Here is a 22,244-nt window from a genome sequence, read left to right as displayed (position 1 = left end):
AGTCTTGACAAAAGGGGGCATCTTAAAAACCAACCGTTACAAAAGCTTTCAAAACATATCTTCCAGGTAAACCACCCGGGTCAGGCGAGCCTTCTCTTGACATCCAGGAAAACTTTACAAAATTAATTGAAGTATATATTACAAGCATTGAATAAGGAATTAAAAAAATTAAATTACCAAGAAAATCTATCCAAGCCCTTATTTTCTCCGGCATTTTCATATAAAAAACATCTACTCTTACATGTTTGTCTTTTTTTAAAGTGTAAGCAGCACCTATTAAAAACATTACTGAAAAAATATGCCACTCCATCTCCTGAACAGCCACTTTACTGCTATTCAACGCATATCTTGTAAAAACATCATAACACACAACAAGAACCAATGCGGTTGAAAGCCAGGCAGCCAAATAGCCAACTTTTTCATTAAGGCTATCTACTAAATTAACATACCATCTAATGATCTTCAAAGCAGACCTCCATTGTATTTTTGTGGAAAATCTTATACACTGCCTAAAACGTTGTCAATATTTTTTAATGAAAATTATACTTTATTTTAACAATATATAAAAATAATTAATTTTTTAACAATTCTAAAACTCTCAAAACTTCAGGCAAAAGCTGCTTTTTTCTTGACAGCACTCCAGGTAAATCATAAATATTCTCTCCCAACTTATTATAAATAAGAAGATTTTCTAAAGGCTGAAAACCACTTGTCAAAAGCACACTCTTCTCCTCAATAATATCAGTAACCAACAAACTTGCCCAATTTAAATTTTTAACCGAGGCAATTTTTTTAACCTCATCCAGTAAAATTTGTTTAATATCATTTAACTCTATCAGATTAACTGTTTCTACCTGACCTATTCCAATCCTATACCCTTGCTCTTCAAAAATTTTAAAATCCGTTGCCACAATACTCTCTGGTGACCTTCCCTTAAGCTTTGATGATGCCTCAAACATTTTTTTCCCGTATTCCCTATAGTCGACTCCAAGCTTTGCAGACAAAAACTCCACTGCTTCTACATCTTCATTAGTCATAGTAGGAGATTTTAGCACAACTGTGTCAGATAGAATTCCCGACAAAAGCGCCAAAGAATTCTTTTCATCTATTTCAACATTATTTAACCTATATTGCTGAAAAACTAATGTACACGTACTTCCTACAGGTTTTGCAAAAAATGTCACCGGTGACTTTGTCCTGACCGTTCCAAGCCTGTGATGATCAACTATCTCAACTATTTCAGCCATTTCAACGCCATCTACAGATTGTGAGAGTTCGTTATGGTCCATTAAAATAATCTTATGTTTTTTATCTTTCAACAAATCACTTCTTGTAATAATCCCAACAAGTTTACCGTTTTCTACTACCGGCAAGCCACGATGGTTTTCACTGATCATAATTTTTCTTGCATCTTCAATATAAAAATTTGGCTCCGTTATTGGAATTTTATCAGTCATGATAAACTTGATTGGAACAGAAAAAACAATCCTTCTTAGTGTCTCAGCCGTATCTAAGTATGAAACATAAACAAATCCTTTATAGTCGGTTATATCAAAATCAAACTCTTCAGCATTATTAATACCGGTAATAACTACCCCTGCTATATTGTTTTTTATTGCATATTCAATAAAATCTCTCCTTTTCCCGACGATAAGGACTGTCTTATCCGCATGCAAATTTTTAAACCTTTTTAAAAAAGTATCAAAAGGCATACCGCCCACAAGAAAATGTGTTAGAAACTCTTCTCTTTCTCCTATTTGTATAAAATCTCCAGGGATAACATTTTTAAAGTTTTCAGGTCTAACCAAATACTCAGGTTTATTCTCTATGTTGTTTGGTAAAAAAAATCTTGATATTTCAAGTATGCTAACCACACCTTTATAAAGTTGGCCATCAACTATAGGTGTCAGTCTAACGCCAAGAGACTCAAGATTTTTTACCGCATTGTAAATAGGCTCATCCGGAGTAGAAAATATGACTTCTTTTGTCATTACATCCTTTACTTTAGGGAAAATATCTCTAATAAAAACAGGTGGCTCATCATCTATGTTTGAAAATACAAACTTTGTCTGGTCATTCAAACTGCCACATCTTGCAGCGATATATCTATGCTTACTGTCAACTTTGTTTTTAAGATTAGCATAGGCATATGCCGAACATATAGAATCGGTATCAGGATTTTTATGTCCGACAACAAAGATTTCACCCATTTTTCTACCTCATAAGATATTTTGATGAACTTCTATAGAAAATTTTTCAATAAATCATATAATATATGATATAATTTGTAAAATAAAAAAGGAGAAAATTATGAATATAATTTTAAAAGAAGAGGAAAATTGTACCTTACTTACAATAACAGATATAAGAATCGATTCGAGTATATCCGAAGAATACAAGAATAAACTCGTCAGCTGTTTAAAAAATAAACCTATTATAGTAGACTTTAAAAAACTTGAATTTATAGACAGCTCAGGGCTCAGTGCTTTTATCTATTTTTATAAGCAAGGTAAAGCCAAAAACATCACTATACGATTTATAAACATATCAGATAAGGTAATGTCCATCTTAAAAATGACAGGGCTCACAAAAATATTTGAAATATATGACAATTTGGATGAGGCGTTGGTAAACTTGTCATGAAACTTATATTTGAGCTAACTCTCCCCAGTAAATTGGATATATTACAAAAAGTGGGGGAGTTATTGGAAAATTCGGTAAAAAATTTTTATCCAAATCAATCTGATGTCGCTTTCTACCTCAATCTTGCGGTAACTGAAGCCCTCTCAAATGCTGTAAAACATGGAGCAAAACAGGAGATAACAGTAAAAATCACTGTTGAAAACTTAACGATTAATATTGAAATAATTGATAAAGGGGGCAAACTTGACAAAAACCCTTTAATAAATAATCCCGACCCTTATGATGAGTCAGGAAGGGGACTTTTTATTATCTCAAAAATAGTTGATAAAATGGAATTTATTCAAACAGAAGACTCAACAATATTTACATTGACAAAAAATTTAAAACCTAACAGCACTACGATAAATTAATTATAAGAATCAATGAAGTATATTTCTCACCTGTTTTAATATTTATTTTCCCTCTAACATAACTTATAAGCTCTCTTAACAATCTGACCTCAACAGACGGATAACTAAAGTCTTCTTCATCATTTAAAAAGTTTTTTACATTAAAATTTAAATTTATTAATTCTATCAGCAATTCACTCCCATTTTTTGTTATCCTCAAAATACTTCTGTCTGAGTGAGATAAAATTGATAGTACAACTGTAAATATATTTAATAAACTGTCCCGAAAAAAAGTAAAAGAGGCATCCTCAAACACTACCCTTTTAAAAACACCTCTGTCAAATAGTTTACGTGAAGCTTCTTCCATAAGCCCTTTTATTGTTATGATTTTTCTTTCATCGGTATATGTTTTATTTTTTAAGTTTGAAAGTACATTTAAAAACTCAATAATCATTTTCATTTCGTGAACAGCTTTTTTTATGGTATTACTTACTTCAACAATATCACCATCATATTTTTCATACAAATAATTAGCTGAGCCTTCGGCAATATTCAGATGCACCTTGAGCTCATTGCTAACCTCTTTGATAAATTTTGAAACAGAATTTTGGTACTTTTCAAAATTGGATGTTTTTTCGCCTTTTTCGAAAATATTATTAATCACATCCATTAACTTGTTGTATGTAATAGGTTTATGTAAAAACTCATCAGCCCCTAACTTCTCGGCCTGCTCTATATCGGTCTCGTCGCCATAGGCTGTCAAAATTATTGCCACAGAGTTTTTATTTAGGCTTTTAATTTTTTTTAAAACATCCAATCCACTTATATCACCAAGATATAAATCTATGAGATAAACATCATATTGACTTTTTTCTAATTTTTCAAAAGCTTCTTTTCCGCAAGAAGCGGTTTCCACATTAAAATAACGGCCCATCAATACCGACAGGCCGTCCCTTATCCCAATATCATCATCAATAATAAGCAAAGATTTGGTTAAATTGTCCACTATTTTGAAAGCCTCTCAATAACCGATTCAAGAAAATCTTCCGTCAAAGCACCTACGTAAAAGTTAAAAAGTGTCCCGTCAGGCTTATAGAATATATTTGTTGGTATACTGGAAACGTTCATTTTAGCTTCAAGTGCCCTTTCCGCATGAAAAGTCGGATATGGAATACCTTTATCAACTACAAACTCAGCCCCTTTCTGAACATCATCATCAATAGAAATACCTATAATCACAAATTTATCCTTATGCTTATTATATACTTTTATAAAGTCAGGAATTTCTGCCTTACAGGGTGGACACCATGAGGCAAAAAAGTTTACCAGCACTACTTTACCTTTGTATTGAGCTTTTACCTCTTCATATTTTGCTATGCTCATCTGAGGAATAATTTCAGAAGGGTTTACATTTTTGCTGCTATTGTTTGAACAACTTAAAACAAAAAACGTCATCATGATAACCAATATTAAAATTTTTCTCATCAACCACTCCTAATCTTTTTGCCGATTATACCAAAATTATAAAAAAAGTCTACTAAGCTTACTAAGAATATATCACTTTAAATAAGTACTCAAAACTTCAGACATATCTCTTTTTTTGACATTTAACTCTTTAAAGCACGCATCATCATCACAAATATTCCCTTCGGTAAGCATAATAAACTGGTCTGTCGTAATAGGAAACCACGTAGTCTTCCCAAAAAGTTTAACCATTATCCGGATAATAAACTCGGGAATTGGAAAAAGTAGCACTTTTCTGCCGGTAACCCTATTTATCATCTTTAATATCTCTTTATATGTATATATATCCTTACCACAAACACTGTATGTTTTACCAATACTTGCATCCTCTTTCAAAGCATTTACAAACAGCTCGGCAACTTCATAAACACTTACCGGCTGCATTTTATAGCCTCCATCACCAAAATAGCTGAATAAAGGTGTCATTTTCATAAGACCGTTTAGCATATTAATAAAGATATCCCCCGGACCGTAAATAACTGAAGGCCTGAAAATAGTGTAATTTAACCCTTTAATCTTTAAATACTCCTCAGCCATAAATTTTGTTTTGTGATAATCACTCACTGCATCTTCACGAGTGCCGTTGGCCGACATGTGAATAAATCTCTTGATACTGTATTTATATGCCAAATCAACAATATTCTTTGTAGCCTCATAGTGAAGTTTGTCAAAAGTTACCCTTTTTTTTCTATCTTCCCTAATTATCCCCACCAGATGAATTACGGCATTGCACTCTTTCAGATAATCCTCATAGCTTTCAGGTTTTAGTATATCCCCTTTTACATAAATAACATTTTCCATCTCCTCGGCTTTATCTATATCTCTCACCAGTGCTACCACAATATAGCCTTCCCTTTGAAGTAGCCTCAAAATTTCTTTCCCTACAAAACCGGTAGAGCCAGTCAAAAATACTTTCACAGTTTACCTCCATAACCTTTTATCATCAAATTGCCTCATAGACAGATAGGTATCCTTACAGACCAAGATGTGATCCTGTAAAATAATTTCAAGGATTTCCAGCCCACTCTTTATTTTAATAGTCAAATCATAATCACTATTAGAAAATTTTAATACTCCACTCGGATGATTATGTGCTACGATTGCAGAAACAGCACCACCTTTAACTGCAAATTCAGCTACTTCCCTAACAAAAACAACTGCCTGATTTACTGTACCAGTATCAAATATTTTATATTCCAACAATTCCCCTTTTGAATTGAGCAAAATTACTACAAATTTTTCCTTATTTTCATAGCCAATTTTATATTTTAAAAAATCGAATACAGACTCAGGGGAATTCAATATTTCTTTCTTGTCTTTTACAACACCTCTTTCTATTCTAAACAAAAATTCTTTTAACAGTTTAAAAAAAGTTTCCGTTTCAAAACCAAGCCCCTTAATACTCCCTATATCATAGGAAAATATATTGTTTAACCCGCCGCTAACCTTAATAAGCTCTTTTGCATAAGGTTTTGTATCTTTACCCCTTACAACATATCCCAACAATAATTCCAATATTTCATAGTCCTGCAAACTGTCAGGATTAGACAAAAATCTTTCCTTCAATCTTTTTCTATGCCCTAAATAATGTTTTTCCATGTATAAATAATACCATTTTTTTAAAAATTTTAAATTTAAAGATAGAAAAAAATAAAAAATGTACTATTATTAGGCTTCAAAAAAAGGAGGGCAGTATGGCAGATAAATGCAATACCAACTCTGGCTGCAGCAGTTGCTCTTCTACAGACTCCTGCGACACAAGCCAGAAACAAAATCACACAAAATTAATGATTGCACAAACCCTTGAGAAGATTAAGTACAAAGTTATGGTAATGAGCGGAAAAGGTGGTGTTGGCAAGTCAACAGTATCAGTAAACTTAGCTTCTTCCCTTAGTAAGCTCGGTTACAAAGTTGGACTTATCGATGCAGATATTCACGGGCCTAATATTCCAAAAATGTTTGGTATCAAAGAAAAAGGAGTTTTATCAACTGCTGAAGGGATAATCCCTTACGAGCCGATAGAAAACTTATATATTATGTCAGTAGGTTTTCTTATCAGGGATGATGATGATGCAGTAATATGGAGAGCACCGTTAAAACACAGTCTGATAGAGCAATTTTTAAGTGATGTAAAATGGGGAGAGCTTGACTTCTTACTTATCGATCTTCCCCCCGGAACAGGGGACGAACCACTCAGTGTAGCGCATGTAATCGGCGACATAGACGGAAGCGTAATTGTAACAACACCCCAAGAGGTTGCACTGCTTGACTCACGTAAATCTGTAACATTTAGTAAAAAACTGAATGTACCAATACTTGGAATAGTAGAAAATATGAGCGGTTTTGTATGCCCAAAATGTGGCGAAAGAACAGATATTTTCAAAACCGGGGGCGGAGAAAAAGCAGCTAACGAATTAAAGGTAAATTTTCTTGGGAAGATTCCACTTGATCCAATGGTTGTAATGCAAGGAGACTCTGGTAAACCGTATGTAATAGAATATCCTAATAACGAGGTTACTAACTCTTTCAGACAAATATCTGAAAACATAATCAGGCAACTTACTTCTAAATAGTATTATTTGTTTAAAATACTCTTCCTTGGCGCAAGATAATATCTTGCGCCTTATTTTTTAAATAGCTTTATTATAGATTTTTTCTATACTATTGTCTCACATAACAATACTTCTTTTTAAAAAAGCAAAACTATATAAAAAATAAAAATACACATATTAAACTATAGTCAATTGTTATATTCAAAGATTTTATATATCAACAAATACAAAGAATCTTGACAATTATAATTTTCTATAATAGTATTTAGTTAAACTTAATTTTGTTTAATTTTTAAACGTAAAAATAATGAGTTATAATATAGTAAAAATCTTTGGGGGATGTTATGAGAATAAAAAAGCTCATGTGTGCAAACAGGGGAGAAATAGCAATTAGGGTTTTTAGAGCCTGTACTGAATTAGGAATTAGAACAGTTGCTATTTACTCAAATGAAGATATCTATTCACTGCATCGTTACAAAGCAGATGAAGCATACTTGGTAGGAAAAGGGCTTGACCCTGTGCAGGCATACTTAAATATAGATGAGATAATTGATATTGCCAAAAGAAAAAATATAGATGCGATACATCCCGGCTACGGTTTCCTCTCTGAATCTTATGAATTTGCCTCTGCGTGCGATAAGGCTGGCATAATATTTGTAGGCCCAAGACCGGAAACAATTAAAATTTTTGGTGACAAACAGATATCAAAAGACCTTGCAAGAGAGTGTGGAGTCCCTGTTATCGAAGGCTCACCTGGAAATGTAAGAAATATAGAAGAGGCCAAACAGATTGCCTCAAACATTGGATATCCGGTACTTTTAAAAGCCGTTGCAGGTGGTGGTGGAAGAGGCATCAGGATATGCAACTCTGAAAAAGAGCTTATTGAAAACTTTGAATCTGCAAAAAGGGAATCTTTAAAGGCATTTGGTAAAGATGAAATCTTACTTGAAAAATATATTCATAAACCGAAGCATATAGAGATACAGCTGTTAGCAGATAGGTATGGCAACATCGTTCATCTGTATGAAAGAGATTGCTCAATTCAAAGAAGACATCAAAAAATAATAGAAATAGCCCCTTCTCTTAATCTGCCGGAAAAAACTTTAACAAACCTTTATAAAGATTCAATTAAAATAGGAAAGATGTCAAACCTTTCAAGTGCAGCTACCGTAGAATTTTTAGTAGACAAGTCAGGGAAACATTATTTTCTTGAAGTCAATCCCAGGATACAGGTAGAGCACACTGTGACAGAGCTTATCACAGGTATTGATCTTGTTCAGGCACAAATACATATTGCAGCAGGTGAGACACTTGATGGCAACAAAATATCAATTGCTTCCCAAGATTCTATTTTAAAGCACGGATATGCTATTCAATGCAGGGTGACAACAGAAGACCCTGAAAATAAATTTATGCCTGATACAGGCACCATTGAAGCATATAGAATCGCTGCCGGCTTTGGCGTCAGACTTGATGCAGGTAATGGTTATGTAAATGCAAAAATCACCGAACATTACGATTCATTACTCGTAAAGGTATCTACTTGGGCAACTCAATTTGAAAATTCAGCCCGTAAAATGGCAAGAGCATTAAGTGAATTTAGAATCAGAGGTGTAAAAACAAACATCCCTTTCTTAGAAAATGTAATCAACCATGAAAAATTTTTGAAAGGTGAGGTTGATACAACATTTGTAGATGAAACCAACTCATTGTACCAATTTAAAAAGAGGAAAGATAGAGCCACCAAGACGTTAAAATTTTTGGCTAACAATATAGTTAACAATCCTTCCGGTGTAAAGCTTACTGATGATATCACATTGCCACCAATAAAAACACCTGTTATCAAATTCGGAGAAAAAATACCTACAGGCACAAAAGATATTTTAAACAGAAAAGGGGTAAAAGGTGTTTTGGACTATATAAGAAATTCAAAAGAAGTCCTTTTTACCGACACTACATTTCGTGATGCTCATCAATCTCTTTTAGCCACAAGAGTTAGGACAAAAGACATGATTGAAATTGCTGATGCGTACGCTTATCACATGAACAATTTATTTTCATTAGAAATGTGGGGTGGAGCTACATTTGATGTTGCATTTAGATTTCTAAAAGAATCACCGTGGGAAAGACTTCGACTTTTAAGAGAAAGAATTCCGAATATACTATTCCAAATGCTTTTAAGAGCTTCAAATGCAGTAGGTTATACAAACTACCCTGACAATGTAGTTAAAAAATTTATAGAATTATCCGCTAAAAATGGGATTGATGTTTTTCGTATTTTTGACTGCTTTAATTGGCTTGACCAGCTTAAAGTAGCAATTGAAGAGGTAAAAAAGAATGAAAAAATATGTGAAGCAGCAATATGCTACACCGGGGACATAACTGATCCTAAGAAACATAAATACAGCCTTAAATATTATACAGGTCTTGCAAAAGAGCTTGCCCTAATGGGTACAGATATTATCGGCATAAAAGATATGGCAGGACTTTGCAAACCCTATGCAGCCAAATTATTGGTCAAAGCAATCAAAGATGAAACAGGACTACCAGTACATTTTCATACGCACAATACCAGTGGAAACGGTGAAGCATCCGTGCTTATGGCAATAGAGGCAGGTGCCGAAATAGTTGACGCAGCAATAAGCTCTATGAGTGGACTAACCAGTCAACCAAACTTAAACTCAATAATGGCCGCTCTTGAATCCACTGAAAAACGTCCATCCATTGATAAAGATTGGGCTCAAAATATATCTGATTATTTTGAAAGGGTCAGAAGATATTATTTCCCATTTGAAAGTGGTCTAAAGTCAGCAACCGCAGAAGTTTACGAGCATGAAATTCCCGGCGGCCAATATTCAAATCTTATTGTGCAGGTGGAAGCAATGGGACTCTTAGACAGATGGGAAGAGGTAAGGAAAATGTACAAAGAGGTTAACAATGCCCTCGGAGATATAATCAAGGTAACACCTTCCTCAAAAGTTGTAGGTGATTTGGCACTATTTTTGGTCAGAAATGATCTGACGGTAAACGACTTATACACAAAAGGGGAAACATTATCATTCCCTGACTCGGTGGTAAGCTTTTTTAAAGGGATGTTAGGTCAGCCTGTGGGAGGCTTCCCATCAGATTTGCAAGAAATAGTTTTGAAAAATGAAAAAGCTATCAAATGCAGGCCTGGAGAGCTTCTAAAACCATACGACTTCGAAAACGCTAAAAAAACTCTGGAAAAAGAGCTTAGTAAAGAATTTTCCGATGAAGAGCTGATATCTTTTGCCCTTTATCCTCAAGTATTCAAAGATTTTGTAAAATTTACAGACGAATTTGGCAATCCGATAGTTTTGGATTCAAAATCATTTTTCTATCCACTAAGAAAGGAAGAGGAAATCTCCATAGATATTGAAGAAGGTAAGACACTTATAATTAAATACCTTGGTATCAGCGAGCCGGATACCAAAGGGGAAAGAAGGGTTTATTTTGAGTTAAACGGTCAGCCCAGAAATGTAGCTATAAAAGATAACACATTGACAGATATTATAAAATCAAACACAAAAGGGGATATTTCAGATCCAAAACAAATATGTGCAACAATGCCGGGGAAAATAACAAAAATAAATGTTAAATTAAACGATAAAGTAAAAAAAGGTGATATTTTATTAATCACTGAAGCGATGAAAATCGAAACTAAGATTGCAGCAAGTGTCGATGGAAAAGTAGAAGAAATTCTCCTTTCTGAAGGAGATAAAATAGAGGCTGGAGACCTTCTTATTAAGCTCTCTTGACTTCCATGGGGCTTTATGCCCCACCCCCCCTTTTTCTTTCAATACTTTATTTTATAAAAAAGAAGTCCTAAATATTCGTGGAGGGCTTTATAGGATTCATAAAGATAACCCATTTTAGGCAGAAAACTGTCAAAAGAATACCCTGTCCTGTCTGTCTTAAAATCAGTCGGAGCAGGAATAGCATCCAAACCTGCTTTTTGAGAAAGAAACATCGCCCTTGGCATATGGTAGGCTGATGTTACAATAATAACTCTGTCATAATCATTATTCAGAACAATACTCTTGGTATTAAGAATATTTTCATAGGTATCAAGACTATTTGTATCCAAAATTATTCTATCCCTGTCAACACCTAACCTCAGTAGCACATCCCGCATAGCTTCAGCTTCACTTTGAATTTCACTCGATTTAAAAACTCGTCCGCCTGAAACCAAAATATCTGCATTGTTATCTTTAAAAAGGAAATATGCATAAATTAACCTTTTCAGTGGGTCAGGCATTACACTTGCTTTTAAATCATTATCCGGGCTTTTATCATAAACGCCACCCCCAAGCACTACAATCAAAGATTTAGAGATATTATCACTACTTGTAAAAACCGGATGCATATCTTCAAGTGGGAGCAATAACCTATCTTTTACAGGCTCAATACTCAAAAGATAGATTAATGTTGATAAAATTAATAATAACACGCCTACAGGCTTATTCTTTCTCAATAATAAATATACCCCTACCACTAAAAGTAAGACTACAAAAAGCCCAGGCGGTAGCAATAAAAATGACAATATCTTTTTTATGGCAAAAAATATCATTTTAAAATATCCATAACTTTATCAAAAACCTGCTCAACAGAAATACTTTTTAAGCAGTCAAAATGATCCTTAGGACAACTTTTAAGTCCATGAACATGACATGGCCTGCAAATTACATCATTATTTTCAATAATATAACTATTTTTAAACTCAGGATAAAAACCAAAATGTCGCGTTGTTGAGCCAAATATTCCCAAAGTCTTTACCCCAAGTGCTACACCAGCATGTAAAGGGCCTGAATCAGTTGTTATCAAAAATTTTGATTTTTTTATCTCCTCAAGCATTTCCTTAAGGTCTGTTTTATTGACAAGATTGATAACACCTTTCTTATTAAAAACATCCCTAACACCTTGCCCTATTACCTTTACACTAAAACCAGCAATAACAAGCTTTTCAACCAGTTTATCAAAATATGGCCAAATCTTCGTATTTTTACTGGCAAAAGGGTGCACTACAATACTATTATCCTCTTTTACATCTTTGATATTAATAACAGGACGTAATGCCTCAATATCAGGTTCTTCTAATGAAAATGTTTTAATAAATTTTTTGATATATCTTTCAGTTACATGCTCTTCAAGACTTTTCTCAAGTATTCTAAACTTGGTAAACAACCTTCTTTGCCATGTCTTTTTATCATATCCTATGCTATTTGAATTACTAAAAAATCTTAATAGTAATGTCCTAAATTTTCCTTGTAAATCAAGGATATAATCGTAATCATTTACCTCATTTTGTAAGAAACCGAGATATTGCCAAAAGGTTAGACTTTTATCATATTGTAGGACTTTATTAACATTGACATCATTTTCAAAAATGAAGCTGAAACCCTTATCTGTCAAAATGTCTATCTGCTTGAAAAGCCCGGTACTTTTTATAAAATTGATTACTCCGGTGGTCAAAATTACGTCACCAAAAGCACTGTATCTAACAATTAGTAGTTTCATTTATCCCCAATTTAGCAAGTATTTTTCCCAATACAACATTTTCATCAATATCATTCATACATTTGAAATGCTTTTCAGGACAACGGTTTTTCCCATGAATATGGCAAGGCCTGCAATACAAATTTTTTACTTCGATAATTTCAGCATCATCCGTATATGGATAAAATCCAAACGCAGGGACTGTTGGGCCAAAAAAACATAAAATTTTTCTTTTATGCGCCACCCCCATATGAAGGGGGGCACTGTCATTACAAACCAATAGGTCTGAAGACTTGATAGCAGACGATAACTCAGCAATTGAAGTTTTTAAAGCAAAATTAAAAAATGGAACTTTCACATTTTTTTTAAATCTAAGGAAATCATCTTCTTCACTTTTTGCCGCCAATACAAGGGAATAGACCCCTTTCTCATAAAGCTTATTGACAAGAAAAGCATACTTTTCTGCCGGCCACATCTTTGTCTTCCAATTACTTGTGGGAGCAAGCACCACTATCTTTTTTCCATTAGCTACTATATTCAAATATTTACGTAATTTACAAAAAAAAGTATCATCACTTGAGATTTCAGGTTTGCCTGCAATAGATTTTACTTCTTCAAGATTAAAGTCATCTATCAGCTTACTTCCCAGCATTAAATTCCTTTCCACCTCATGCAAACTCATATCCCTATGTACCTTATGAGTATAAACAAATGGCAACGACGCTTCGTTAAATCCAACTTTAATATTTGCCTTAAGCATCTTAATAAGCAAACTGCTTCTAAATGACTTATGAATAGAAATTACAATATCAAAGCCAATATCGTTCATTTTTTTAGCAAATTTTACAATACCTATTAACCCTTTATCTTCTTTTCTTTTATCATAAACGACAACTTCATCAATAAAGTCTAAATTTCTGAACAATGGTGCACTTTCAGGTCTAACACAAAAATAAACTTTGCTCTCCGGTATTTTATGCTTCAAATATTTTAAAAGAGGGGTTGTTAATATACTATCCCCAATAAAAGATGGATTAAAAACCAGTATTTTCATCATAATTTAAGTGATAAACTTACCCTACCCCTTTCTTTATCAATTTTAATTATCTTAACATTTACTATGTCACCTAACTCGACTACTTCACTCGGGTGTTTGATAAACCTATCAGCCATTTCTGATATATGAACAAGCCCGTCATTTTTAAGCCCCAAATCTATAAATGCCCCAAAATCTACTACATTACTAACTTTGCCTTGTAAAATCATCCCTTCATCTAAATCATTTATATCAACTACACCCTTCTTAAATATAACAGGAGCGACATTACACCTTATATCTATTTCAGGCTTCTCCAAATTTTCTATTATATCTGACAAAGTTTCAAGCCCAATATTTATTCTTTGTGCGATTTCTGCAATATTTTTACCCTTTAAGGCAAGCTTAACCATCTTATGATTTTCAGGCTTCAACGATAAGTAATCAAAAAGCTTATAAGTAGCATCATAACTTTCCGGATGTATAAACATTTTATCCAGCAACTCATCTCCATCATATATTTTAAGAAATCCCGCACATTGCCTATAAATATTTTCACCAATACCTGCAACATTTAGCAACTCTTTTCGATTTTTAAATTTACCTTTTTCATCCCTAAACTTAACAATCTTTTTTGCCAGAGATAAATTAAGGCCTGAGATATAGCTCAAAATGGAATAACCTGCTGTATTTAAATCAACACCAACTTTATTTACAACATCTTCTATTACATTTACTAATTTTTCGTTTAATCTATTCTGGTTTACATCATGCTGATACATCCCGACACCAATAGATTTTGGTTCTATTTTGACCAATTCGGAAAGTGGATCAAGCACTCTTCTTGCGATTGATATTGCCCCTCTGATTGTTAAGTCCAACTCCGGAAATTCTTCATTGGCAATTTTACTTGCAGAATACACACTTGCCCCTGCTTCACTTACAATAGTGTATTCCACGCCAAGACTGTGTTTTTCAATCATATTTGCCACAAATTCTTCAACCTCTCTGCTGGCAGTACCATTTCCGATAGCAATGGCATTAATGTTATATTTTCTAATTATTTCGGTAAGTGTTTTCTCACTTCCATCAATATCTTTCTGAGGCTCTACGGGATATATTACCCCATAATTTAACAATTTCCCTGTTTCGTCTATTGCTGCATATTTACACCCTGTCCTAAAAGCGGGATCAACCCCTAAAATCCTTTTATTTTTAACCGGTGGGGTTAGAAGAATGTTTTTCAAGTTTTCTTCAAATACTTTAATAGCCTTCTCTTCTGCAAATTCCTTCAATTCACTTCTAACTTCAAGCTCTATGGATGGTAAAAGCATTCTTTTCAGTGCCTTTTGTATTGAAGCCTCTATATAGACATTAAAAACAATATCTTTGTGTAAAATATTTTTTATTGAGTTTATACCTTTCCCTTCATCAATATTTATCTTAACCCTTAATATTTTTTGTCTTTCCCCTCTGAAAATTGCTAAAATTCTATGGGAAGGGATATTTTTAACTTTTTCTTCATATTCATAGTAGTCTTCATATACTGTTCGTCCTGTCACATCTTTAGACTTTGCTGAAACGATGACCCCCTCATCTTTGAATATCTCTCTAATTCTGTTTTTTATATCAATATGATGACCTATCTCTTCGATAATTATATCTTGTGCCATCTCAATAGCAATTTCAGGGCTGACCACACCCTCAGTTACAAACTTTTTTGCTTCCTCAAATATTTTTGATTCTTCAGCAGTAACTTTAATAAAGTCTGACAAAGGGGCAAGGCCAAACTCTTTTGCAATATCAGCTTTTGTTTTTCTTTTAGATTTATAAGGAGCATAATAATCTTCAACCTCTTTGAGAGTTTCAGCTTCTAAAATATTTACTCTCAGCTCATCAGTAAGTTTGCCTTTTTCATCAATTAACCTAATAACCTCTTCTTTACGTTTTTTAAGATTTTCTAAATATTCATACCTTTCCAAAATATCCCTTATCTCATTTTCATCCATACTTCCCGTCAATTCTTTCCTATACCTTGCAATAAAAGGGACTGTATTTCCGTCAAGATGAAGCTTTAATAGATTTTCCACATGTTTTGATTGCTTATTAAATTCTTTCGCTAATATTTCAACCATCGATACCTCCAGTTTAAAGAGCATTACTTTTAACTATAAAATTCAAACTTATCAAGATTTCTTTAATATTTTTAATTATTCAATTGAGATATTTTTATTTTAAATATATTGATATTTGAATAATGAGGCCCAAAGGCCTCAAAAAAAAAGAAAAAATATATAAAAAAACCTACTTTAGGGGGAGTCCATATCTAAAAAGTGGCAATAATAAAAATGAACATTTTGAGCTTAAAATACGGAGAGAGAGGGACATGTAAAGTCCAACTCTGTATCCGATTGTCCAAAACGTTTCCTATATTATCAATAACATACACCATAGGTGTTATAATTTATTCTACTTGTTTCTACAGGTTCAGTCCCCCTCAGGGGAGCCAAACATACACTTCTTAGAGACAAAAAATTGTTCCAAAAACGTACATTTAAAACAAATTTATAGTCACAAAATTGTACTAAATGACTAACTTTGATTAAAAGATTTTTTTCAAAGTTTACTCTCACATTTTTTATCAGTGGATGCTTGTACTATATTTTTATTATTTTTTCAATTTTTATTTTTTTATAAAAGGTAGGTAAATTATAAAATTATTTTTTATAGAGGTTTGAAACTTTTATACTTGTGGATATGCCTAAGGGATAAAATCTAGTTCTGCATTTATTGACTCTATTTTATTGACTAGTCTTGCTTCTATTGTTTCTGGCCTAGTTTCTGAGCTATTGCTTTTAGTGTAATGATGGCTCAAAATTATATTTGCCAGCATGGCTTTTAATTTGAAAGGTATTTTCATATTTTCTATTTTTTTTGTAAACATTAAGAATCCCAATGTAATATGACCAATATACTTGCCATAGTCGGTTATTGAATTATCTTTATACATATAAATTTTCCCAATATCATGTAAAAACAAACCTGTTATTAATATATCTTTGTTTATTTTTCCTTCGTATTCTGATCCTTTTATCAAATTGATTCCCATTTCCATACTATTTGTTGTATGAAGTAGTAATCCACCTCTGTAGCAATGATGGTTATACAGGCTTGCTGGTGCAGACTTGAATTTTTTAACAAAGATTTCATCTATTAAAAATTTATCTATAATCTCTCTACAATATTCATTTTTGATTTCTTTTATAATTGTTTCAAATCTTGACCAAGTATCGTTTCTACTTTCCCCTACGACTTTTAATTTATTAATATTCAAAAAATATTTAGAATTCTTTTTATTGTACTTACCCCATATGGCAACTTTATCACCTTTCTTAACAACTGAGTAGTATATATCTATATCACTGAAACAGTACCCGTTTTTAATTTCAAGGCTGTTACTTAATTTTAGTTTTAAAAAATCATTACCATTATTAGATTTTATAATCTCTTTTTCTAATATAATAAATTCCTCGTTCTGAACAAAGGGATTTGTACATGGTAAAGTATTTAATGGCATATTAGTCCTCTACTATTTTCTGAAAAAAGCTATTAATCTGTTTACCATCTTTATCTTTGTTAGGCATGAACCTATTATAAACAGTAAGAGTTGTTTTGATATTTGCGTGACCAAGAGTTCTTGAGACCCAATTTATGTCCTCGCCATTTCTGATTGCTAATGACGCAAAGGTGTGTATCATATTTACTTTTCAAAAGGTTTATAAATTTGTTAAGAACATTCTTTTGAATAAATTCTAAAGCCCCGGGAATATGTTTTTTATCAGTATTAGCATTTACAAACTGTTTCCCTGTATTTTCTATAATTTTAGAATAAACATTAAATGAGATTTTAATTATCTCAGAAATCGAAATTGTAGACAATTGCACATTCCATTAACATTTTTTCTTGGTATTCAAAAATAGCATCTTTAAATTGCTCCAAACTTAACACTGATTCATATTCATTAGAATTTATGATGTTACTATGTCCAGCTATCTCATTAATAATATTAAAATCAAGTTTTTCAAAAAGATAAGTTCTAAGAAAGTGCCTCATGAAGTTTGTTTCTATATTTTTAATTTCATCTTCACTACCCAATGCTACATACAAAAAATCTTTAAATAACTTTTTAGTATATTTCATATTTTCAATTATCTTGTTATTTTCTTTTATAAACATAACAAAATTTGTATCTGCTTTATTTTTTATGCCTTTTAATCCTATACTATCTATAAAACTATTATTCAAATTCTCATTTGTTAAAATTATATTTGAAATTTCAGGAATCAAAGGAATCGTTCTGTAAACCAGCTGTTTATTTTGTTTTTTGTCACATATGTTTACAGCATAAGATGATTCATTTAGTTTTAAAATATAGATAGTTTTTTTGTCATATTTATTTCGATGACGCAGCCCCGTGACTAGTTGCACTAATAAAAGGACATAAAAATTTCTTAAATTAAATGAAAAAATATCATCAGTTCTATTTTTTTCATAAGCATTACTTAGGCCCTTAAAAATAATCTCAATTTTGCCAAGCTCAACTACCTTTTTAGAACCAATCTTAGTACTCTCAATAGATACTTCTACTTTATCATTTTGTTCTAACCCTATTTTTTTCATCATAGAATGATATTTATCTAAATATTCATCATTAACTTTCTTTAAATCTAAGTTAGTATAATGCATTGGGGAATCAGAATAATTTGTTAAAGAACAAGAAATATAGTTTGCGTAAATCGGATTTAGATTTAATGAACCAACATAGTAATACTTAAAAAAGTTATCTACTTTTGTACCATTAATAACATCAACTCTATTTACCTCAGGAATTAAGCTACCATACTTATTATCTCTAACATTGTCAAAAAATGTATTTAATAAAATTGCGCCATCAATAAGGCTACTTTTATTTTTATTTAAATATTCTAGAATTCTTTGTAAATAATGAGGCAATATAATTTCAATATTTTGTTCATTAAGTGACTTATATGAATATTTGGCAAAATCTTTAGATATTTTAATACAACTTTCTCCTCCGCGTATTATCTCATACCAAACTTGATATGATATGCCTGTATGGCAACTCATAATAAGGCATACAATTGGAAAGATATGAGTTTTATACTTCTCCTTATTATTTTTTAAAATATTCTTAGGAAGCTTATGTAAAAATAACAATTCATTTAAAGAAATTGTTTCATTTCTGCTTGGAAAATAGACTCTATTTTTATTTACAGCTTTGTCCTTCTGAGTAGTTATTTTCAAATTTAAATCACTACTAGCATTAATTAGCTCAACATAATTTTCATCATCATTATCAGTGAGGTAAACGTTCTCAACCGTCTTTTTACCATCTTTAAATTTAGTATCATATTGAATTTTGGTATAAACAGTTTTATCTGATTCTTTAGAAACCTTAAACTTTTCATGGATAAAAGTCTTGAAATTATCTAAGTTTGATTTACCGTTGGTGGTTTTGGAGTTATTCTTATTAATTTTTGATAATAAGAAAGATAAATCATTATAATTCAATGAGTATTTATTAAATTTTTCTTCTAAGATTTTTTCATATTTTGATAACTCATTTTCTATCAATTTAAAAATATATGATATAGCACGTCTATATGTATTTAATTTATTTTTAGTAGAATATCTTTTATCTTCAGAAAGCTCATAAAGCTTCCATGAAAATGTGTAACCTAAGTAATTATAAGTCTTAAGATTCTGCATTTGACTAACAAAATATAACAAGGGATAATCAGAAGCTCTTAAATCAACATTATCAATTTTACTGTTACAGGATTCTTCAATAAATTCTTCTATCTCTTCTTTATCAATATGTTCAAGATATTTATAATTTTTCACTAATCCAACTTTTATAAGTGGAATAAATTTAATCGTCTTGTTATTTATTCCATGGATATTAAGAAATTTTTTACTTTTGCTATGTAATTTATTGTAGGTATTTTCTAACACTTCAGACCATCTATAAAAGATTTAAACCAATTTTTTTAAGGTTTTGTTTAATATTAATACATTTATTGCCAAGCCTACCTACTTTTATTACTAAAACGTTATGAGCACAGGCTGTTATTTTTTCCCCATCCTCAATGAAGTTACAATAATTTTCCTTTTCATCAACATTTTTAGGTTCAACTTCATACAGTTTATATTCTCCAGCATTTAAATTTAAATTAAGTATAAAATAATTACCCTGCACTTTAAATAATACCTTGCACTCATTGAATTTATTATTGATTAAGTAAAATTTACCAGTAAGTTCACCAAAATTTACATATCTATATGGATACCTAGAACCTAAAGTGTCTGTTTGGTTACAATTAAATGGTCCTATTACTCTTCCATTATAATTTATTGTTGCATTAGTATCTTTAAACGACACTGTAAAGGTATTATTACCATCAACTAATGAATATTCATTTTCACATAATATTTTTGTGTCTTCCTTATCATCAAATGACCCAGATATTTTTTTGGGTTCATGTTTAGATACAGGCTCATGTATGGGTTTCAGTTCAGGATTAAGTTTTGTTTCTGATTTAGGTATTGATTCAGATTCAATTTTTGGTTTTGACTCACTTTCAGATTCATCTTTAAGCCTGTTATTTCTATAAGTATTGTAATGAAAAGGGAGTAGTCTAAAAAACTTTTTAAATTCAATATCTACTGTTTTAACAAACTCTTTTAAAACATTTTCATTTTTAGTCAAAAAACTTGATACGTTTTTATTGTTGTAAAAATTACTTTCAAGTATTTCATTTATAAACAAGTAGGTTAGCAGATATTCTAAATTTATATTATTGTTTTCTAATATTTCTTTTAGATTCCCCTCTATAATAATACAATTAATCTTTAAATCACCTGCTTTTTCATTTTTTTGTTTATTTGAAAAATGTAACTTACATATATTTAATGTAGAACATATTGGAGTTAGAACTTTGTATGTATCATTTTCCAAAACTACAACTGGAGTTAATGTCGCAGTTTTAAGTTGTATTAAATTTGATATATTGTTGCCATAAAAATAATAATCATCAGTGCCAACTTTAATAATTTCTCCAAAGAAATCAAAAAAGGTTATTTGATCAATAGAAACTTTTTGTTTGCGTGTGTTTTTAGAATTTAAAATTAATTCTAGCGCTTTAACATAATTTGAAGTATTAGTTTTTCTTTTCTTAAGTGGCATAACTCCCTCCTGTAATAAAACTTTTACTCCTAAAAAATGAATTATAAACCGAAATTGTCAAGACTTTTTTTAAATTTTCAGAAATATCAATTAATTATATATGCAGAGTGCCTTTGGTAGCTTTAAATGTTTCAGAGAATTTATGTAGTTTTTGCATATTTTTTGTTCTAACTAATTGAGCTAGTTAGAATAAAAGAGAGCAAGTAAAATTTTGAAAAAATAAACTAAAAAATTAACAAAACTGTTAACTTATACATTGGCAATTTTGTTAAGTTTTTTTTATTGACGTTAACAAAGTAAAAGAGTCTTAGCCCTCACTATTTTTTATTGACTTTGACACCGTATCAAGCTCATTTATCATTGAATTCTGTTGTTGTATTTTCTATATTATAAGCCTGAAGGGTTAAGGAAGTCTGGGCATTGGGCCCGGAACCTTCAGTGAGGGAGTGATAATCACTCCCTTATTTTTTGGATACTATTTCAATATTTATATTCTAAACAACTAATTGGCACTTTATTTAATTCATTTTTTAATTGCTTCCAATTTGGTAAAAAAGTGTCCATATAATGGTAGAATCTTTTGTTATGAAATCTTTCTAAAAGGTGTACCATTTCATGGACGATGACATATTCCAAACATCGCTCAGTCTTTTTGGCTAGCTCAAGATTAAGCCAAATTCTTTTCTTTCTAATATTACAAGAACCCCACCTGGTTTTCATTTGTCTTATTTTAAACTCAGATACTTTTACATTCAAAATTTTCTCCCATTTATAAATGATAGTAGGGATTTGTTTTTTTAGCTGTTCTCGATACCACTCAGTAAGGAGTTTATGCCGCTCTGCAATTGGTGTATTAGGCTTAATATGTAGTTCTATGTATTCTTTGTTTTTCAAAACCACTTTAGGTTTTTTATCTATTTTTATAATTTTTAACAAATATTGCTTACCCTGGAAGTAATGACTTTCTCCTTGTTTGTATTCTCTTGGTGCTATGCGTTCTTGTTCTATAAACTTTTTTTGGTTACGTTTTATCCAAGCGAGTTTTGATAAGATAAATACACGAATTGCATCTTCATTTAGATTAGTTGGTACAGAAACTCTAACTCTGCCTGTTAGTGGATAAACAGCAAGATTTATGTTTTTTATATTTTTACGAATTACGTCAATTTTTATGCCATTTATATTGATTTGTTCCATTAATATTCCCCCTAATTCTTTATTGCATTTAATTTGTTAATGCTAATATAAAAGTTATTATTTTAGACAACTAATTTTTTGTATTATTTTTTACAAAAATATCATTTGTTTTGTAAAA

At 31.4% G+C, this 22,244-nt stretch carries 19 protein-coding genes; 4 read left to right on the top strand and 15 right to left on the bottom strand.

Features of this window, described 5'->3' with window-relative positions; genetic code table 11:
* Positions 1–22: 22 nt before the first annotated feature.
* Positions 23–466, bottom strand: coding sequence for a TRAP transporter small permease subunit (locus tag LF845_RS11125; protein ID WP_242821094.1), 444 nt, complete (start codon positions 464–466; stop codon positions 23–25).
* Between the two features lie 106 nt (positions 467–572).
* Positions 573–2,210 (bottom strand): putative manganese-dependent inorganic diphosphatase, encoded by a 1,638-nt coding sequence (locus tag LF845_RS11120; RefSeq protein ID WP_242821093.1) that lies wholly within the window; start codon positions 2,208–2,210, stop codon positions 573–575.
* A 100-nt stretch (positions 2,211–2,310) separates the two neighbouring features.
* Between LF845_RS11120 and LF845_RS11115 the strand changes: the two genes are divergently transcribed.
* Positions 2,311–2,643 (top strand): STAS domain-containing protein, encoded by a 333-nt coding sequence (locus LF845_RS11115; RefSeq protein WP_242821092.1) that lies wholly within the window; start codon positions 2,311–2,313, stop codon positions 2,641–2,643.
* A 62-nt stretch (positions 2,644–2,705) separates the two neighbouring features.
* On the top strand, positions 2,706–3,053 hold the full coding sequence (locus LF845_RS11110; RefSeq protein WP_242821091.1) for an ATP-binding protein: 348 nt from the start codon (positions 2,706–2,708) through the stop codon (positions 3,051–3,053).
* Here the strand turns inward: LF845_RS11110 and LF845_RS11105 are convergent.
* From LF845_RS11105 to LF845_RS11090, 4 genes are all read right to left on the bottom strand, one after another.
* The gene (locus LF845_RS11105; RefSeq protein ID WP_242821090.1) at positions 3,040–4,038 is read right to left on the bottom strand and encodes a response regulator; all 999 of its coding nucleotides are present in this window, start codon (positions 4,036–4,038) and stop codon (positions 3,040–3,042) included. The two genes, LF845_RS11110 and LF845_RS11105, sit on opposite strands and share 14 nt — an antisense overlap.
* Positions 4,038–4,517: a TlpA family protein disulfide reductase gene (locus LF845_RS11100; protein ID WP_242821089.1), complete on the bottom strand. Its 480-nt coding sequence runs from the start codon at positions 4,515–4,517 to the stop codon at positions 4,038–4,040. The genes LF845_RS11105 and LF845_RS11100 overlap by 1 nt, the downstream gene beginning before the upstream one ends.
* Before the next feature lie 72 nt (positions 4,518–4,589).
* Positions 4,590–5,474 (bottom strand): complex I NDUFA9 subunit family protein, encoded by an 885-nt coding sequence (locus LF845_RS11095; protein WP_242821088.1) that lies wholly within the window; start codon positions 5,472–5,474, stop codon positions 4,590–4,592.
* Positions 5,475–5,477: 3 nt separating this feature from the next.
* Positions 5,478–6,155, bottom strand: coding sequence for a JAB domain-containing protein (locus LF845_RS11090; protein ID WP_242821087.1), 678 nt, complete (start codon positions 6,153–6,155; stop codon positions 5,478–5,480).
* A 95-nt stretch (positions 6,156–6,250) separates the two neighbouring features.
* Between LF845_RS11090 and LF845_RS11085 the strand changes: the two genes are divergently transcribed.
* Positions 6,251–7,129 (top strand): Mrp/NBP35 family ATP-binding protein, encoded by an 879-nt coding sequence (locus LF845_RS11085; protein WP_242821086.1) that lies wholly within the window; start codon positions 6,251–6,253, stop codon positions 7,127–7,129.
* A 323-nt stretch (positions 7,130–7,452) separates the two neighbouring features.
* Entirely contained in the window at positions 7,453–10,887 is a 3,435-nt protein-coding gene (locus LF845_RS11080) for a pyruvate carboxylase (protein ID WP_242821085.1), read from the top strand.
* Positions 10,888–10,925: 38 nt separating this feature from the next.
* Here LF845_RS11080 and LF845_RS11075 read toward each other — a convergent pair whose 3' ends face one another.
* The 9 genes from LF845_RS11075 to LF845_RS11035 all read right to left on the bottom strand — a co-directional run bounded on the left by LF845_RS11075 (position 10,926) and on the right by LF845_RS11035 (position 22,126).
* Complete coding sequence (locus tag LF845_RS11075; protein ID WP_242821084.1) at positions 10,926–11,699, bottom strand: YdcF family protein; 774 nt, start codon at positions 11,697–11,699, stop codon at positions 10,926–10,928.
* Positions 11,696–12,646, bottom strand: a complete 951-nt coding sequence (locus LF845_RS11070; RefSeq protein ID WP_242821083.1) for a glycosyltransferase family 9 protein — start codon at positions 12,644–12,646, stop codon at positions 11,696–11,698. Before LF845_RS11070 ends, LF845_RS11075 begins: the two co-directional genes overlap by 4 nt.
* Positions 12,627–13,679 carry a glycosyltransferase family 9 protein gene (locus LF845_RS11065; protein ID WP_242821082.1) on the bottom strand — a complete coding sequence of 351 codons (1,053 nt, stop codon included), beginning with the start codon at positions 13,677–13,679 and terminating at the stop codon, positions 12,627–12,629. Before LF845_RS11065 ends, LF845_RS11070 begins: the two co-directional genes overlap by 20 nt.
* Positions 13,679–15,796, bottom strand: a complete 2,118-nt coding sequence (locus LF845_RS11060; protein WP_242821081.1) for a Tex-like N-terminal domain-containing protein — start codon at positions 15,794–15,796, stop codon at positions 13,679–13,681. Before LF845_RS11060 ends, LF845_RS11065 begins: the two co-directional genes overlap by 1 nt.
* Before the next feature lie 626 nt (positions 15,797–16,422).
* Positions 16,423–17,238: an HD domain-containing protein gene (locus LF845_RS11055; RefSeq protein WP_242821080.1), complete on the bottom strand. Its 816-nt coding sequence runs from the start codon at positions 17,236–17,238 to the stop codon at positions 16,423–16,425.
* Position 17,239: 1 nt separating this feature from the next.
* A complete protein-coding gene (locus LF845_RS11050; protein WP_242821079.1) occupies positions 17,240–17,419 on the bottom strand; it encodes a site-specific integrase in 180 nt (59 codons plus the stop codon).
* A gap of 158 nt (positions 17,420–17,577) precedes the next feature.
* A complete protein-coding gene (locus tag LF845_RS11045) occupies positions 17,578–19,698 on the bottom strand; it encodes a hypothetical protein (protein WP_242821078.1) in 2,121 nt (706 codons plus the stop codon).
* 10 nt (positions 19,699–19,708) lie between these two features.
* On the bottom strand, positions 19,709–20,929 hold the full coding sequence (locus LF845_RS11040; RefSeq protein WP_242821077.1) for a hypothetical protein: 1,221 nt from the start codon (positions 20,927–20,929) through the stop codon (positions 19,709–19,711).
* A gap of 480 nt (positions 20,930–21,409) precedes the next feature.
* Positions 21,410–22,126, bottom strand: coding sequence for a M48 family metallopeptidase (locus LF845_RS11035; protein WP_242821076.1), 717 nt, complete (start codon positions 22,124–22,126; stop codon positions 21,410–21,412).
* Positions 22,127–22,244 lie beyond the last annotated feature (118 nt).

The organism is Deferrivibrio essentukiensis, from assembly GCF_020480685.1.
Lineage (GTDB): Bacteria > Chrysiogenota > Deferribacteres > Deferribacterales > Deferrivibrionaceae > Deferrivibrio > Deferrivibrio essentukiensis.
The sequence above is the reverse complement of the archived record's forward strand: the minus strand, read 5'-3'. Positions and strand labels throughout refer to the sequence as shown.